General features: G+C 61.8%; 11 protein-coding genes and 2 pseudogenes. 10 read left to right on the forward strand and 3 right to left on the reverse strand.

The window, feature by feature from the left end; translation table 11 throughout:
• The first annotated feature begins 22 nt into the window (after positions 1–22).
• The 7 genes and pseudogenes from larE (at position 23) to IPM89_04140 (ending at position 7,295) form a co-directional block, all read left to right on the forward strand.
• Complete coding sequence (larE, locus tag IPM89_04110; GenBank protein QQS55781.1) at positions 23–772, forward strand: ATP-dependent sacrificial sulfur transferase LarE; 750 nt, start codon at positions 23–25, stop codon at positions 770–772.
• 363 nt (positions 773–1,135) lie between these two features.
• Positions 1,136–1,882, forward strand: coding sequence for a nickel pincer cofactor biosynthesis protein LarB (gene larB / locus IPM89_04115; protein QQS55020.1), 747 nt, complete (start codon positions 1,136–1,138; stop codon positions 1,880–1,882).
• A 30-nt stretch (positions 1,883–1,912) separates the two neighbouring features.
• Complete coding sequence (locus IPM89_04120; protein QQS55021.1) at positions 1,913–2,338, forward strand: F0F1 ATP synthase subunit epsilon; 426 nt, start codon at positions 1,913–1,915, stop codon at positions 2,336–2,338.
• An 11-nt stretch (positions 2,339–2,349) separates the two neighbouring features.
• Positions 2,350–5,082: a DNA polymerase I gene (gene polA, locus IPM89_04125; protein ID QQS55022.1), complete on the forward strand. Its 2,733-nt coding sequence runs from the start codon at positions 2,350–2,352 to the stop codon at positions 5,080–5,082.
• Positions 5,083–5,530: 448 nt separating this feature from the next.
• A pseudogene (locus tag IPM89_04130) lies at positions 5,531–5,896 on the forward strand (DUF262 domain-containing protein).
• Positions 5,897–6,090: 194 nt separating this feature from the next.
• Positions 6,091–6,864, forward strand: coding sequence for a Mut7-C ubiquitin/RNAse domain-containing protein (locus IPM89_04135; protein ID QQS55782.1), 774 nt, complete (start codon positions 6,091–6,093; stop codon positions 6,862–6,864).
• Between the two features lie 89 nt (positions 6,865–6,953).
• Positions 6,954–7,295, forward strand: coding sequence for a DUF2782 domain-containing protein (locus IPM89_04140; GenBank protein QQS55023.1), 342 nt, complete (start codon positions 6,954–6,956; stop codon positions 7,293–7,295).
• A 26-nt stretch (positions 7,296–7,321) separates the two neighbouring features.
• On the opposite strand, the gene IPM89_04145 is transcribed toward IPM89_04140, so the two are convergent.
• Positions 7,322–8,521 carry an RtcB family protein gene (locus tag IPM89_04145; protein QQS55024.1) on the reverse strand — a complete coding sequence of 400 codons (1,200 nt, stop codon included), beginning with the start codon at positions 8,519–8,521 and terminating at the stop codon, positions 7,322–7,324.
• 448 nt (positions 8,522–8,969) lie between these two features.
• Here IPM89_04145 and IPM89_04150 point away from each other — a divergent pair, with 448 nt between their 5' ends.
• Positions 8,970–10,073, forward strand: a complete 1,104-nt coding sequence (locus IPM89_04150) for a TRAP transporter substrate-binding protein (GenBank protein QQS55025.1) — start codon at positions 8,970–8,972, stop codon at positions 10,071–10,073.
• 67 nt (positions 10,074–10,140) lie between these two features.
• Here the strand turns inward: IPM89_04150 and IPM89_04155 are convergent, their stop codons facing one another.
• Positions 10,141–11,592 carry a TRAP transporter large permease subunit gene (locus tag IPM89_04155; GenBank protein QQS55026.1) on the reverse strand — a complete coding sequence of 484 codons (1,452 nt, stop codon included), beginning with the start codon at positions 11,590–11,592 and terminating at the stop codon, positions 10,141–10,143.
• 1 nt (position 11,593) lies between these two features.
• Positions 11,594–12,127: pseudogene (locus IPM89_04160) on the reverse strand (TRAP transporter small permease subunit).
• A gap of 268 nt (positions 12,128–12,395) precedes the next feature.
• On the opposite strand from IPM89_04160, the gene ubiD reads away from it, so the two are divergent.
• On the forward strand, positions 12,396–13,859 hold the full coding sequence (gene ubiD / locus IPM89_04165) for a 4-hydroxy-3-polyprenylbenzoate decarboxylase (protein ID QQS55027.1): 1,464 nt from the start codon (positions 12,396–12,398) through the stop codon (positions 13,857–13,859).
• Between the two features lie 75 nt (positions 13,860–13,934).
• The gene (locus IPM89_04170) at positions 13,935–14,951 is read left to right on the forward strand and encodes a CDP-6-deoxy-delta-3,4-glucoseen reductase (protein QQS55783.1); all 1,017 of its coding nucleotides are present in this window, start codon (positions 13,935–13,937) and stop codon (positions 14,949–14,951) included.
• The last annotated feature ends 57 nt before the right edge of the window (positions 14,952–15,008 follow it).

Here is a 15,008-nt window from a genome sequence, read left to right on the forward strand (position 1 = left end):
TTTGCTGGAACTGCTGCGCGGCATGGATTCGGTCGCGGTGGCCTGTTCCGGTGGGCTCGACAGCAGCCTGCTGCTGGCGGCGGCCCGCGCGGCGCTGGGCGAACGGGCATTGGCGCTGACGGTGGCGACGCCCTATATGGCGTCCTGGGAGATCGCCGAGGCCCGGGAATTGGCCGAGCTGCTGGGCGCGCGCCATCGGGTGCTGGAATTGCCCCTCGCGGCGGATATCGCCCACAATCCCCCCGACCGTTGCTATCGCTGCAAGCTGAAGCTGTTCTCTGAATTGAAAGCCGTTGCCGCCACCGAGGGTTGCGCCTGGCTGGCCGACGGTAGCAACCGCGACGATCTGAATGACTACCGGCCCGGAATGCGCGCCTTGCGCGAGCTGGAGATCCGCAGCCCGTTGCTGGAAGCCGGGCTGGGCAAGACCGAGATCCGCCGCTATGCCTGGGCCTTGAAGCTGCCGGTCTGGAACAAGCCGGCCTACGCTTGCCTGCTGACGCGATTACCGCACGATGCCGAAGTTCGGCCCGAACTGCTGCGGCGGGTGGAAGCAGCCGAACGGGCGTTGCTGGCGTTGGGTTTCGGCACGGTGCGGGTGCGTTGCCACGACGACCTGGCGCGAATCGAGGTGGATCGGAGCGAGCGTGCCCGTTTGCTGGATGAGGCGGTCGGCGCGCGGGTGGTGGCGACGTTGCGGGAATGCGGGTTTCGTTACGTCACTTTGGATTTGCAGGGCTATCGCCGGGGAAGCTTCAACGTCGTGACCTGAACGGAGAGGCCAGACAATCTTCAATAATCGTCGAGGATCGACGGGGGTGGGGGTGCCGGTGCCGGGATGCAGGATTTTTCATCGTAGCGGCTTTGAGCACTGCAATCGTCATTCATATAGGAAGGCTGGGCCTCGGGTGCCGGCGAACCGGGATTGTTGGCGCAGCCCGATGCAAAAGATAGCATCAGGCCAGGAAAGACGAGAAGAAGAGGTAAGTTGCGCATGGAATGGTATCGAACGGTGTGGGCTTGGTGAGGTTGGCGAAGGTAGAGTTAGACGCAAGCGTCCGACGGAATTCTCCAAAATGTATATGAATCGTTGCTGGCAACACAATAGAGCCGTGTTGGCCAATCAAGGATGGTGGTGAACGAGGCCTCCTTGCGCGTGCTGCTGGAACAGGTCCGCTCCGGCGCGCTGGCGGTGGATGGCGCAATCGACCGACTGCGGGATCTCCCGTTTCGCGATCTGGGCGAGGCGATGCTGGATAGCCATCGCGAGTTGCGGCGTGGCCATCCCGAGGCGATCTACTGCGCGGGCAAGACTGTCGCTCAGGTGCGTGCCATCGTCGCCGCTCTATTGGAAGGGGAGGGCGACATACTGGCCACCCGCGCCACGGAGGAGATGGCGGCGGTGGTTTTGAAACTGCATCCGGCGGCGCGTTACAACCCGCTGGGACGGACCGTGGTCATCCAACGCCGCGAACGGCCACTGGCGGAAACCACCATCGCCATCGTCACCGCCGGCACGTCCGATCTGCCGGTGGCGGAGGAGGCGACCGAGACCGCCTTGCTGTTCGGCAACCGGGTGACGCGGGTCAACGATGTGGGCGTGGCCGGCTTGCAACGCCTGTTGGCGCGGCTGGATCTGATCCGAAGCGCGCGGGTCGTGATCGTCGTCGCCGGTATGGAAGGCGCCTTGGCCAGCGTGGTGGCGGGTTTAGTGGCCCGTCCGGTCATCGCGGTACCGACCAGCGTCGGCTATGGTGCCAGTTTCGACGGGTTGGCGGCGTTGTTGGGGATGTTGACGTCCTGCGCCGGTGGGGTTGGGGTGGTCAATATCGATAACGGCTTCGGGGCCGCCTGTCTGGCCAGCATGATCAATCAGCCGTGAGATGAGCGGAATCGGGTGGATGAGGGCGGTATGGCGATCAAGGTGCATGTGGATATCGTCAGCGCGGAGAAAGAACTGTTTTCCGGGCTGGCGGAAATGGTGGTCGCGACGGCGGATCTGGGCGAGGTCGGCATTCTGCCGGGGCACAGCCCGTTTTTGGCACGCCTGAAACCCGGACAGGTGCGGGTACGATTGTCGTCGGAGGAAACGCAAGTGTTCTATATCTCCAGCGGTCTGCTGGAAGTGCAGCCACAGGTGGTCACGGTACTGGCGGATTACGCCGAGAACGCCGCCAACCTTGATGAGGCCGCTGCTATCAGGGCGCGCGAGGCCGCCCGCTGCGCGTTGACGGCGTGTCTAAGCGACATACAGTGCGCGCGGACGCTGGCCGAAGCCACGGCGCAATTGCAGGCCATCGATCATTTGCGCCGCCACGCGCACCGCTTGGGCAAGTGAGGAAGCAGATCATGCCGGAGATCGTCGCTAAGCCGTTATTGCTAGTGGACGGTTCGTCCTGGTTGCATCGGGCCTTTAACGCGCTGCCGGCCTTGAGCACGAAATCCGGCGAACCGACCGGCGCGTTGTACGGCGTGTTGAACATGCTGCGCCGATTGCTGGACGATTACCGACCGGAGTATCTGGCCGTGGTGTTCGACGCGCCCGGCAAGACCTTCCGGCACGAGCGGTTCGCCGCCTACAAGGCCAACCGGCCGCCCATGGACGAGCAACTGGCGCGGCAGATCGAACCCTTGCACGCCTGCATTCGCGCGTTGGGATTGCCGCTGTTGCAGGTTTCGGGCGTCGAAGCCGACGATGTGATCGGTACGCTGACCCAACAGGCGACCGCGAAAGGCTTGCCGGTGCTGATCGTCAGCAGTGACAAGGACTTGGCGCAACTGGTGGACGAGCGGGTGCGGATGCTGGACACCATGAAAAACACGGTGACCGACGTTGCCGGAGTGGAACGGAAATTCGGGATACCACCGAAGCGGATCGTGGATTATCTGGCGCTGGTCGGCGACAGTTCCGACAATATCCCCGGCGTATCCGGCGTGGGGCCGGTGACCGCCGCCAAGTGGCTGCGGCAATACGGTTCGCTGGATGCGCTGATCGCCGATGCCGCTGCTCTTACCGGCAAGATCGGCGACAAGCTGCGCGCCGGTTTGGAGCAACTGCCGCTGTCCCGACAACTGGCGACCCTGGATTGTCAGGTCACGCTGCCTGTCACGTTTGAGGAACTGCGGCCCGCGCCACCCGATACCGCCGCGTTGCGGGCGCTGTACGAGCGCTTCGAATTCCGTTCCTGGTTACGAGACCTACAGCCCGACAAGCAAGCGAGTTCAGCTCCGGCACCGATTCAGCCAGCGCTCGATTTTCAGGAGACCCCCGCCGAACCGGTGGCGTATCAGCTCATCCTGGATCGGCCAGCGTTCGAGGAATGGTTGGCGCGGTTGCAGGCGGCGGATTTGTTCGCCTTCGATACCGAAACCACCAGCCTGAATTATTTGAACGCCCGCATTGTTGGCGTGTCTTTCGCGGTGAATCCTTGCGAAGCCGCGTATGTCCCCTTGGCGCACGATTATCCCGGTGCCCCGGATCAATTGAGCCGCGAATGGGTGCTGGAACGGCTGCGCCCGTTGCTGGAGGACCCGGCCCGACCCAAGCTGGGCCAGCATCTCAAATATGACGCGCATGTGCTCGCCAATCACGGCATCGCGCTGCGCGGCATCCGGCATGACACCCTGCTGGAATCCTACGTGCTGGATTCCACCGCCCGCCACGACCTGGATTCGCTGGCGGAGCGACATCTGAAGCTGCGTACTATCCGCTTTGAGGATGTGGCGGGGAAGGGTGCCAAACAGTTGACCTTCAATCAGGTGGCGCTGGAGCAGGCCGGACCCTACGCGGCCGAGGATGCCGACGTAACTTTGCGCTTGCATCGCTGCTTGTGGCCGCGACTGGAACGGGAACCGGGTTTGCGACGGCTGTATGAGGAGCTGGAAATCCCGCTGATCGACGTGCTGGCGCGGATGGAACGGATCGGGGTGCGGGTGGACGCGGCGGCGTTGCGCCGGCAGAGCGGCGAACTTGCCAAACGCTTGTGGGAACTGGAACAGCAAGCTCACGATTTGGCGGGCGAGCGCTTCAACCTGGGGTCGCCCAAGCAATTGCAGGCGATTCTGTTCGAGCGGATGGGGTTGCCGGTGGGCAAGAAGACCGCGACCGGCCAGGCATCCACCGCCGAGGACGTGTTGCAGGAGCTGGCGCTGAGCTATCCGTTGCCCAAGGTCATCTTGGAGCATCGCACCCTGAGCAAACTGAAATCGACCTATACCGACCGTTTGCCCGAGCAGATTCATGCACAGACTGGCCGGGTTCATACCTCCTATCATCAAGCCGTGGCCAGCACTGGGCGGTTGTCGTCTTCCGATCCCAATTTGCAGAATATTCCGATCCGCACCTCGGAAGGGCGGCGCATCCGGCAAGCCTTCGTGCCGGAACCGGGTTGGGCGATGCTGGCGGCGGATTATTCGCAAATCGAGCTGCGGATCATGGCGCATCTGTCCGGCGACGACGGTCTGCTGTGTGCTTTCGCCGCTGGCGCCGACGTGCATCGCGCCACTGCCGCCGAGGTGTTTGGTGTGGCGGCGGAGGCGGTCAGCGCTGAGCAGCGGCGTAGCGCCAAGGCCATCAATTTCGGATTGATCTACGGCATGTCGGCGTTTGGGCTGGCGCAGCAATTGGGCATCGAACGCGGCGCGGCGAAGGATTACGTGGATCGCTACTTCGCCCGCTATCCCGGCGTCAAGGCTTACATGGAAAACACCCGGCGCTTGGCCGCCGAACGGGGTTACGTGGAGACGGTGTTCGGTCGCCGGCTGTATTTGTCGGATATCCGCGCCCGCAATCCGCAACTCCGGCAGGCGGCGGAACGCGCCGCCATCAATGCGCCGATGCAGGGTACCGCCGCCGACATCATCAAGCGGGCCATGCTGGTGGTGGATCGCTGGCTGCAAGAATCCAGCTTCCCGGCGCGGATGCTGATGCAGGTTCACGACGAGTTGGTATTCGAAGTGGCCGAGGACGCCGTGGCGGAGGCCGGGGAGCACATCCGGACGGCGATGATCGCGGCGGCGGAGTTGCGCGTGCCGCTGGAGGTGGATGTCGGCGTGGGCGCCAATTGGGACGAGGCGCATTGAGCGGGGCGGCGCGAAATCGGGAGAACAAGCATGTCCGCGACCAATTTTAATACCAAGAACGATACCTACCGCAAAGAGCATGAGCGACCGGCTGTTTTTTACCCCGAATTGCGCGAAAAGCCTCGCCCTTCAGGGAGGGGATGGATAGCGCGGCGAACGGAGTTCGCCTGCTTTTCTGCTAGCATGCTCTGGTCGGCTATCGCGATCACGCACCGACGTTTTTGGCTCTTTGACAACAAAAGGTCTGCGGTTGCCTTCGGAAGACGAAGGCGTAAAACCTGAATCGTGTTCAAAAGCATGGGGTTTCGGCTCACCTGTTGCCGGTGGGTTGTGCCACCGGTGTGGCTTGCTGCACCGGGGAGATCAGAGAACATTCAGTGTTCTCGGTATGGGGCATCATACCCTCTACAGAGGAATCCCCGTCCTTTAGGGCGGGGAGGATGCCAACGTCATTACCGTCACCGACGAACTCAACGCCTACAAGGTGTTCGAGACGCTCAATGCGCGTGGTGTCCGTCTCTCCGCCACCGATTTGTTGAAGAGCTACTTGTTCTCGATGTTGCATCGGCAGCGGGAACACGAGTACGAACTCAAGAATCTGGAAGATCGTTGGGAAAACATGGTGGGGCGATTGGGTAGCGAAAGCCTCCCGGATTTTCTGCGCATGCACTGGAATAGTCGCAACGCTTTCGTGCGTCAGTCTGATCTGTTCAAAGTGATTCGCAGACAGGTGGCTACGCGCAAGCAGGTTTTCGAGTTGCTGCGTGGCATGGATGAGGATGTGGATCTCTATCTCGCCCTGACCAGCCCGGAGACCCTGGCCGGTCGCCAATATCCGAGCGATGCGCCATGCTGCTGATGCCGCATTTCGTCGGTTGGGACGGAATGCGGCATCAGCAGCATGCTGAACTATTATTCAGGAAGAGAGGTTCGGCGAATCCCTGGCTTCCACGACCGCGCCGCGCCGGTTTTCGAGGTGGCTGAAAGTTGTTGAAAAGTAAGTGTCAGATGCGGTTTTACGAGGAACTAAACGACTTTTTGCCGCCCGCGCGCCGCAAGGTCCGTTTCATTCACGAATTCCAGCGCCGCGCCTCGATCAAGGACATGATCGAGGCGCTCGGTGTGCCGCATACGGAAATCGATCTGATTTTGGTCAACGGCCAATCCGTGGATTTTAGCCATATCGTCCGGGATGGCGACCACATCAGCGTCTATCCACTGTTCGAGACGTTCGATATCCAGCCACTGATTCGGGTTCACCCGCGCCCGCTGCGGGTCAGTCGCTTCGTGCTGGACGTGCATCTGGGCAAGCTGGCGCGTTACCTGCGCTTGCTGGGGTTCGATACCCTGTACCGTAACGACTACGAAGATGCCGAACTGGCGCGGTTGGCCAGCGCCGAACGGCGGATTTTGCTGACCCGCGACCGCGATCTGCTGAAACGGGCGGTGGTGACCCACGGCTACTACGTGCGCGCGGTCGAACCGCGCCGGCAGGTCGAGGAGGTGGTGGATCGGTTGGATTTGTACCGCACGATCCGGCCGCTCCAGCGTTGCGCCCGTTGCAACGGCCTGCTGGCGGTAGTGCCCAAGCAGCAAGTTTGGGAACGGCTGCTACCGGAAACCCGCCGCTACATCGAAGCGTTTTGGGAATGCGGCGAGTGCGGCCAGTTGTATTGGGAGGGCAGCCACGTACCGCACATCCGACGCTTCATCGACAACCTCCAGGCGCGTGCCGGAAACGAAATGCCGGAGACCGGCCCAATTGCCGAACCTGGCCCATGAAGCGAACGGCTTCGAAGTGTGCAGGTCCACGGGTTCGAACGGACCCGCCGGCGCATTCACTCACCCAACCCTTCTTGAAAGGAATAACCATGCGTGCTCGCTTTTTGATTCTCTTGTGGCTGGTGCCGGGCCTGGTTTGGGCTCAGGACGCTTCACAGCCCGCCGGTCTGGAACCCATTCCCGATGGCTCGCCGACCGGGAGCGCCGAGCAAAACGTCCCGGCACCGGAAGTGACCATCCGCCGTCGCGGCGACGAGGGCACGATTGAGGAGTACCGGGCCGGTGGGGTGCTGTATATGGTCAAGGTCAATCCCGCCAAGGGTGCTGCCTACTATCTGGTGGATAGCGACGGCGACGGTAGCCTGGAAACCCGCTTCAACGACCTGGAAAGCAATTTGGCGATCCCGGCCTGGGTGCTGTTGCGCTGGTAGCGGATTTGGCGGGGGCAAGCTGGCGATCAACCCTTGACGCACATCACCTGCTTGAGGGTATGCACCACCTCGACCAGGTCCGACTGATTGGCCATCACCGCGTCGATATCCTTGTAGGCGCCCGGAATTTCGTCCAGGACGCCGGCATCCTTGCGGCATTCCACCCCGGCGGTCTGGTCGATCAGATCCTGTGGATTAAACGCCTTCTTGGCTTTACTCCGGCTCATTCGTCGGCCGGCGCCGTGCGAGCAGGAGCAGAACGACTGCGGTTCGCCCTTGCCGCGGACGATGTAGGACTTGGCGCCCATGCTGCCGGGAATGATACCCAAATCGCCTTCGCCGGCGCGGATGGCGCCCTTGCGGGTGACGAACAAATCTTTCCCAAAATGATGCTCCACCGCCACGTAATTGTGGTGGCAGTTGATCGCCTCCCTGGTCGGAGTGAACGGCGGCAGTTGCCGGGCCAGCGCCTCCAGGATCAGCCGCATCATCTCGCGGCGATTGGTCATGGCGTAGTCTTGCGCCCAGTGCACGGCGTCCACGTAATCGTCGAAATGTTCGGCGCCCTCCCGCAAATAAGCCAGGTCACGGTCCGGCAGGTTGGCCAAGTGTTTGCCCATGTCCTTGCGGGCCAGTTCGATGAAGTAGCGACCGATGATGTTGCCGATGCCGCGGCTGCCGGAGTGCAGCATTACCCATACATCCTGGTTTTCGTCCAGGCACAGTTCGATGAAGTGGTTGCCGCCGCCCAGGGTGCCGAGTTGCCGCATCCAGCTTCGTTCGACGTTCTTCTGCATTTTCAGAATGCCGGGATGCTGCTTGGCGATGCGCTCCAGCCCGCCGGACAGGGTCCGCACGGTCGAGGCCGGCGCGCCGCGCCCTTCGGGGTGCATGTCGAAACCGACCGGCACCGCCGCTTCCACGACGTGGCGCAGGGGCCGCAGGTTGTCCGGCAACTGCCCGGCCTTGAGGCTGAGGCGGACGGCGTTCATCCCGCAGCCAATATCGACCCCGACCGCCGCCGGGATAATCGCACCCTTGGTGGGGATGACCGCGCCCACGGTCGCGCCAATGCCGACATGGACATCGGGCATCGCCGCGACATGGCTGTGGACGAACGGCAAGCAGGCGATGTTGTTCAGTTGGATCAGCGCCTTGGGGTCCACGTCGTCGGTATAGATTTTGACCGGGACCTTGCCCCCGGTCAGGATTTGCTGGATCGGCATGATGGGTTCTCGATGGTGATGCGTGGTCTGATTCCCCAGCAAGAAACCCTGGATGTGGGGGGCATCCAGGGTTTTTCAAAGTTGCGGGGGATGCAGACTCGGAAGACGGGCAGCGCCTTCCGGAGGCCGCACGGAAGGCGTCACATGGGGATCTGTTCTTGTGCGAGCATGTCGTTCACCTTCCGCGCGTTGGGACGCTATGGGGCGTCCCGTGAAAATCCGAGAGCGTACTGTAAAGACTACAATTAAATTATGCGAATATTCTGGAGGGTTGTCAAAAATCCGTATGCTGGCGGCAAGCGCGACGAAACCGAAAACCCGCCGTGATGCACGGGTGCAATCCGGCTTGGGTCTGATAGAGTTATCCCTGTCGGGACTGGCGATTTTTGTCCAGTATCCAGGACCCTGAAACAGCATTTCATACCAATAAACCCTGTGGAGGATAGTGATGGAGCGTCGTGATTTTATTAAGAAAACCGGTTTGGGTTTGGCGGCCGCCGCTGGTACGGCCGCCGTTCCCGCGATGGCGCAGACCGCGGCTTTGCCCACCATCAAGTGGCGGATGGCGTCGAGCTTCCCCAAGAGTCTGGACACGATCTATGGCGGGGGCGAGGTGTTGGCCAGACGGCTGTCGGAAATCACCGAAGGGAAATTCGAAATTCGGGTGTTTGCCGGTGGCGAGATCGTGCCGCCGTTCGGGGTGCTGGACGCGGTGCAGCAGAATACGGTCGAACTCTGCCACACTGCCTCGTACTACTTTCACGGCAAAAACAAGGCATTCGCGCTCGACTGTTCGGTGCCGTTTGGCCTCACCGCCCGGCAGATGTTCGCCTGGAATTATCATGGCGAAGGTGGTCCTCTGCTGCGGGAGTTTTTCGCCAAGTACAACGTGGTGAATTTCCTTGGTGGCGATACCGGCACGCAGATGGGTGGCTGGTTCCGAAAGGAAATCAATTCACTGGCGGATCTGAAGGGCCTGAAGATCCGGATTCCCGGTTTCGGCGCGGAGGTGTTTTCGGCGTTGGGAGCGGTGCCGCAGTCGCTGCCGGGCGGCGAAGTGTATCCGGCGTTGGAGCGAGGCGCCATCGACGCCGCCGAATGGGTTGGCCCCTACGACGACGAAAAGCTCGGCTTCTACAAGGTTGCCAAATTCTACTATTACCCCGGTTGGTGGGAGCCGGGTCCGGTGCTGTCGTTCTACGTCAACAAGGAACAGTGGGACAAGTTGCCCAAGCCCTATCAGGCGGCGTTCGAGGCGGCGGCGGCCGAGGCCAATGTCGGCATGTTGGCGGCCTACGATACCAAGAACCCACTGGCGATCCAGCGACTGGTGCAAAACGGCACGCAATTGCGTCGCTATCCGGACGACGTGATGAAGGCGGCCTATGAGACGGCACAGAAGATCTACGCCGAGGAGTCGGCGAAGAATCCGGATTTCAAGAAGCTGTATGACTCGATGCGCGCCTTCCAGCGGGCATCCGACATCTGGGCTGGATTGCCGGAAGGCACCTTGGCCAACTTCATGCAGGCCATGTTGCGCTCCGGCAAATAGCCAGCGCGCCATCGTCATGCGCTCCTCTCCTTTCTCAGGAAAGGGATTCAAGGAAGGGAAGGCGCGCTCACTGCCCCGAGGGCTGGAGCTGCCGGAACAGGTCGGCGGCGTCGTCCCGGTTGACGCCGCCCCGATTGTCCTGCGGCATGAGCAATTGAATTGGGGCTGGCTGGCCGGTGTGCGTGGGGCGATCCAAACCTATCGTGACCAGCGAGGGGAAGGAGATGATCAGTACCACCATGATGACCTGAATGACCACGAACGGCACCGCGCCCCAGTAGATATCGCTGGTGCGGATCTCCGGCGGCGCCACGCTGCGCAGGTAGAACAGCGCGAAACCGAACGGTGGATGCATGAACGAGGTCTGCATGTTCACCCCCATCAGGATGCCGAACCAAACCAGGTCGATGCCGAGCTTATCGGCCACCGGCGCCAGCAGCGGCAGGATAATGAAGCTGATCTCGAAAAAGTCGAGAAAAAAAGCCAGAAAAAAGACCAGGATATTGACGAAGATCAGGAACCCCATTGCCCCGCCGGGCAGATCGAGCAGCAGGTGTTCGACCCACAGGTCGCCGTTGACCCCGCGAAACACCAGGCTGAATACACTGGAACCGATCAGGATGAAGATCACGAAGCTGGCGATCTTGGCGGTGGAGCGCAGGGACTCGGTCAACATCAGCCGGTTCAGCTTGCCCTTGGACAGCGCCAGCAGCAGGGCCCCGATCGCACCCATCGCGCCGCCCTCGGTCGGGGTGGCCCAGCCGATGAAGATGGTTCCCAGCACCAGGAAGATCAGCACCAGCGGCGGAAGCATCGTGATCGCCACCCGTCGGGCCAGCCCCCAACCACGCAGGGTGCGGGCTTCCGGTGGCAGGGCTGGAACGAGCCGCGGGCGGAACAGGGTGTTGATCAGCACCCAGCCGACGTAGAGCCCGCCAAGGATCAGGCCGGGCAACACCGCGCCCTTGTACATATCGCCCACCGAGCGGCCCAGCACGTCGGCCATCACGATCAATACCAGCGAAGGCGGGATGATCTGCGCCAGCGTTCCAGAGGCGGCGATCACTCCGCACGCCAGCGATTTATCGTAGCCATAACGCAGCATGATCGGCAGCGAGATCAGCCCCATGGCGATCACCGAGGCGGCGACCACGCCGGTGGTGGCCGCCAGTAGGGCACCGACGAAGATGACCGCGAACGCCAACCCGCCGCGGACGTTGCCGAACAACTGGCCGATGGTGTCCAGCAGATCCTCGGCCATGCCGCTGCGTTCCAGCACCAGGCCCATAAAGGTGAAAAACGGGATGGCCAGCAGGATCTCGTTTTTCATGATCCCGAACACGCGATCCGGCAGGGCTTGGAGCAGGTTGGGGGTGAGCAGGCCGAGTTCGATGCCGACCAGGCCGAAAGCCATGCCGACCGCCGCCAGCGAGAAGGCCACCGGATAGCCGATCAGCAGGAACACCATCAGCGCCGTGAACATGATCGGCGCCATGTAGGCAATCAGAAATTCGGCCATGTCAGTGCCCTCCCCGGAACTCGGGCATCGGCCGGTTGCCGGTCAGCACCGCCACGTTCTTAATGATCTCGGACAGACCTTGCAGGCTGAGCAGGGCGAAAGCCGCCGGGATGGCGAACTTGAGCGGTCACCACGCCAGCCCGCCGGGATCGGGCGAGGCTTCGCGGGTGTGAAAGGAGAGCAGGAAAAAATTCCAGGAGTCGGCCACGATCAACAGGCAGACCGGCAGCAGAAACAGCAGCGTTCCGAAAATATCGATCCACACCCGGACCACCGGTGGCAGCCGGGAGGACAGGATGTCGATGCGAACGTGGCCGCCCTCCCGCAGGGTCCAGGCCGAGCAGAACAGGAACACCAGGCCGAACATGAACCATTGCGCCTCCAGCAGAGCGTTCGAGCCCCAGTCAAAGGCGTAGCGCAGGGTGGCGGCGGTGGCGCTGGTCAGGGTGCAGAACAGGATGAGCCAAGTCATCCAGTGGCCGATCGCCGTATTCAATGCGTCGATGAATGCCGCGATGCGAAGCAGGGATTTCATGCGCTCTCCTCGGGATCGGGCGCGGGGCAGCGGAAAGCGGTGCCGGCTAGCGGCGTGGTTTCCGATCCGTCCGTGATCGAAATGAAAAGTGTAGCTGTTGGGGTTGGAGATGCCACGGCATGGCTAATAAATCAATTCGTTGTGGCGCTTCATGGTCACTTTAAGAGCACTATTCGGGTGTTCGACGGTAAAATGTGCTGATTGGTGCATTTGGATATCGGCACCATTCATTCTTGGCCCATGCGGACCGATGCCGGGGGAGGCAGCCATGCATTATCAGGATCTGCGCGACTTTATCGCTCAATTGGAACGGCTCGGCGAGCTGAAGCGGGTCCGGGTTGCCGTCGATCCTCATCTGGAGATGACCGAGATTTGTGATCGGGTGCTGCGGGCCGGTGGGCCGGCGCTGCTATTCGAGAATCCCAAGGGTCATGCGATTCCGGTGCTGGGCAACCTGTTCGGCACGCCGCGTCGGGTGGCGCTGGGTATGGGCGCGGACGACATGGAAGCGTTGCGCGAGGTCGGCAAACTGCTGGCTTTTCTCAAGGAGCCGGACCCACCCAAGGGCATGCGCGATGCTTGGGAGAAGCTGCCGATCTTCAGGAAAGTGCTGGATATGGCGCCGAAGAAGATCGGTCGGCCGCCTTGTCAGGCGAGGGTGATCGAAGCGGCCGATGTGGATTTGGCGCGACTGCCGGTGCAGCACTGCTGGCCGGAGGACGCCGGGCCATTGATTACCTGGGGTCTGGTGGTAACTCGGGGGCCGCACAAGTCGCGCCAGAATCTGGGTATCTACCGCCAGCAGGTGATCGGGCGGAATAAAGTGATCATGCGCTGGCTGGCCCACCGCGGCGGGGCGCTGGATTTTCGCGACTGGCGGCAGGCCCGACCCGGCGAGCCGTTTCCCATCACGGTGGCGCTGGGCGCCGATCCGGCGACCATTTTGGCGGCGGTGACGCCAGTGCCGGATACCCTGTCGGAATACGCCTTCGCCGGGCTGCTGCGCGGCTCGCGCACCGAACTGGCGCAATGTCTGGGCAGCGAGTTGCAGGTGCCGGCCAGCGCCGAGTTCGTGCTGGAGGGGCACATCGCCCCCGAGGAAACCGCGCTGGAGGGGCCATTCGGCGACCACACCGGCTACTACAACGAGACGGACCGGTTTCCGGTATTCACCATCGAGCGCATCACCCACCGCGAGAATCCGATTTATCACAGTACCTACACCGGCCGTCCGCCGGACGAGCCGGCGATTCTCGGCGTGGCCTTGAACGAAGTGTTTGTGCCGATCCTGCAAAAGCAGTTTCCCGAGATCATCGATTTTTATCTGCCGCCGGAGGGCTGTTCCTACCGGTTGGCGGTGGTGGCGATGCGCAAGCAGTATCCGGGGCACGCTAAACGGGTAATGCTGGGGGTCTGGTCGTTCCTGCGCCAGTTTATGTATACCAAGTTCGTGATCGTGGTGGACGAGGATGTGAACGCCCGCGACTGGAAGGATGTCATCTGGGCCATGACCACACGGATGGACCCGGCGCGGGATACGGTCATGATCGAAAATACCCCGATCGATTATCTGGATTTTGCCTCGCCGGTGTCGGGATTGGGTTCAAAGATCGGCTTCGACGCGACGAATAAATGGCCGGGTGAAACCACGCGTGAATGGGGTCGGCCGATTGCGATGAGTCCGGTGGTAAAACAGCGGGTGGATGCGTTGTGGGATGAGCTGGGATTGTAGTGCCGGCGAACCGCGCGGGTGAATCCGCTTCTAAACAGCCCGCGCCCAATAAAAAATAGAGAGACGAAATCGATGATGTCTTATCACGTCACCCTCCAGCCGAGCGGCCATGAATTTCAGGTCGGGAACGATGAGTCGGTGCTGGACGCCGCCCTGCGCGAGAAGGGCAATGTATTGCCCTACGGTTGCCGCAATGGAACTTGTGGGTCTTGCATGGCGACGATGCTGTCCGGCGAGGTCAGCTATCCCGATGGCCGCCCGCCGGCCTTGAGCGAAGCCGAGCAGAATGCCGGTAAAGTGCTGCTGTGTCAGGCCCGACCGCGTTCGAATCTGGTGATCGAGGCGCGTGAAGTCAAGGGTGTGGCCGATATCGTGGTTCGAACTTTACCCTGCCGGGTGGAGCGGCGGGAATTGCTGGCGCCGGACGTCATGCGGCTTTATCTACGGCCGCCGAGCGTCGAGCGTTTGCAATTTCTGGCTGGTCAATACGTGGATATCCTGCTGGCCGATGGGCGGCGGCGCGGGTTTTCGCTGGCCAACCCGCCTCATGCCGACGATCTGCTGGAACTGCATGTGCGCCATGTGCCGGGCGGGTTTTTTACCGATCACGTATTCGAGCGGATGAAGGACAAGGCGCTGCTGCGGTTTCAGGGGCCGCTGGGGACCTTCTTTCTGCGCGAGGACTCGCCACGGCCGATCATCCTGATCGGCGGCGGCACCGGCTTCGCGCCGTTGAAAGGTATGCTGGATCACGCCTTTCACATCGGGCTGGACCGGCCGCTGCACTTGTACTGGGGCGCGCGGGCAAAGGTGGATCTGTATCTGGATGCGCTGCCGCGTCGATGGGCGGCGGAACATGCGAATTTCCGCTATACGCCGGTGCTGTCGGAGCCGCGTCCAGAGGACGATTGGCAAGGGCGTACCGGTTGGGTGCATGAGGCAGTCGCGGCGGATTATCCCGACCTGAGCGGCCATGACGTCTACATGAGTGGCCCGCCGCCGATGATTGAAGCCGCCAAGCCGGCATTCGCCGCCCGAGGATTACCGGTCGAACAGCTGTTCTATGATTCTTTCGAGTTTTCGACGCGATAAAAACCGGATGCATGAGATGCAAATGCTCCCAAATGGGTGAAGATGACTCCTGATTTT

It is taken from the genome of Candidatus Competibacteraceae bacterium, from assembly GCA_016699715.1.
Lineage (GTDB): Bacteria > Pseudomonadota > Gammaproteobacteria > Competibacterales > Competibacteraceae > Competibacter.

What these genes read in the sequence shown, in the direction of transcription:
- IPM89_04120 (QQS55021.1), top strand. Translation starts at nt 1,913, where the DNA reads ATGGCGATCAAGGTGCATGTGGATATCGTCAGCGCGGAGAAAGAACTG.
- IPM89_04140 (QQS55023.1), top strand. Translation starts at nt 6,954, where the DNA reads ATGCGTGCTCGCTTTTTGATTCTCTTGTGGCTGGTGCCGGGCCTGGTT.
- IPM89_04155 (QQS55026.1), bottom strand. Translation starts at nt 11,592, where the DNA reads ATGGCCGAATTTCTGATTGCCTACATGGCGCCGATCATGTTCACGGCG.
- IPM89_04135 (QQS55782.1), top strand. Translation starts at nt 6,091, where the DNA reads ATGCGGTTTTACGAGGAACTAAACGACTTTTTGCCGCCCGCGCGCCGC.
- polA (QQS55022.1), top strand. Translation starts at nt 2,350, where the DNA reads ATGCCGGAGATCGTCGCTAAGCCGTTATTGCTAGTGGACGGTTCGTCC.
- IPM89_04150 (QQS55025.1), top strand. Translation starts at nt 8,970, where the DNA reads ATGGAGCGTCGTGATTTTATTAAGAAAACCGGTTTGGGTTTGGCGGCC.
- IPM89_04170 (QQS55783.1), top strand. Translation starts at nt 13,935, where the DNA reads ATGTCTTATCACGTCACCCTCCAGCCGAGCGGCCATGAATTTCAGGTC.
- larE (QQS55781.1), top strand. Translation starts at nt 23, where the DNA reads ATGGATTCGGTCGCGGTGGCCTGTTCCGGTGGGCTCGACAGCAGCCTG.
- IPM89_04145 (QQS55024.1), bottom strand. Translation starts at nt 8,521, where the DNA reads ATGCCGATCCAGCAAATCCTGACCGGGGGCAAGGTCCCGGTCAAAATC.
- ubiD (QQS55027.1), top strand. Translation starts at nt 12,396, where the DNA reads ATGCATTATCAGGATCTGCGCGACTTTATCGCTCAATTGGAACGGCTC.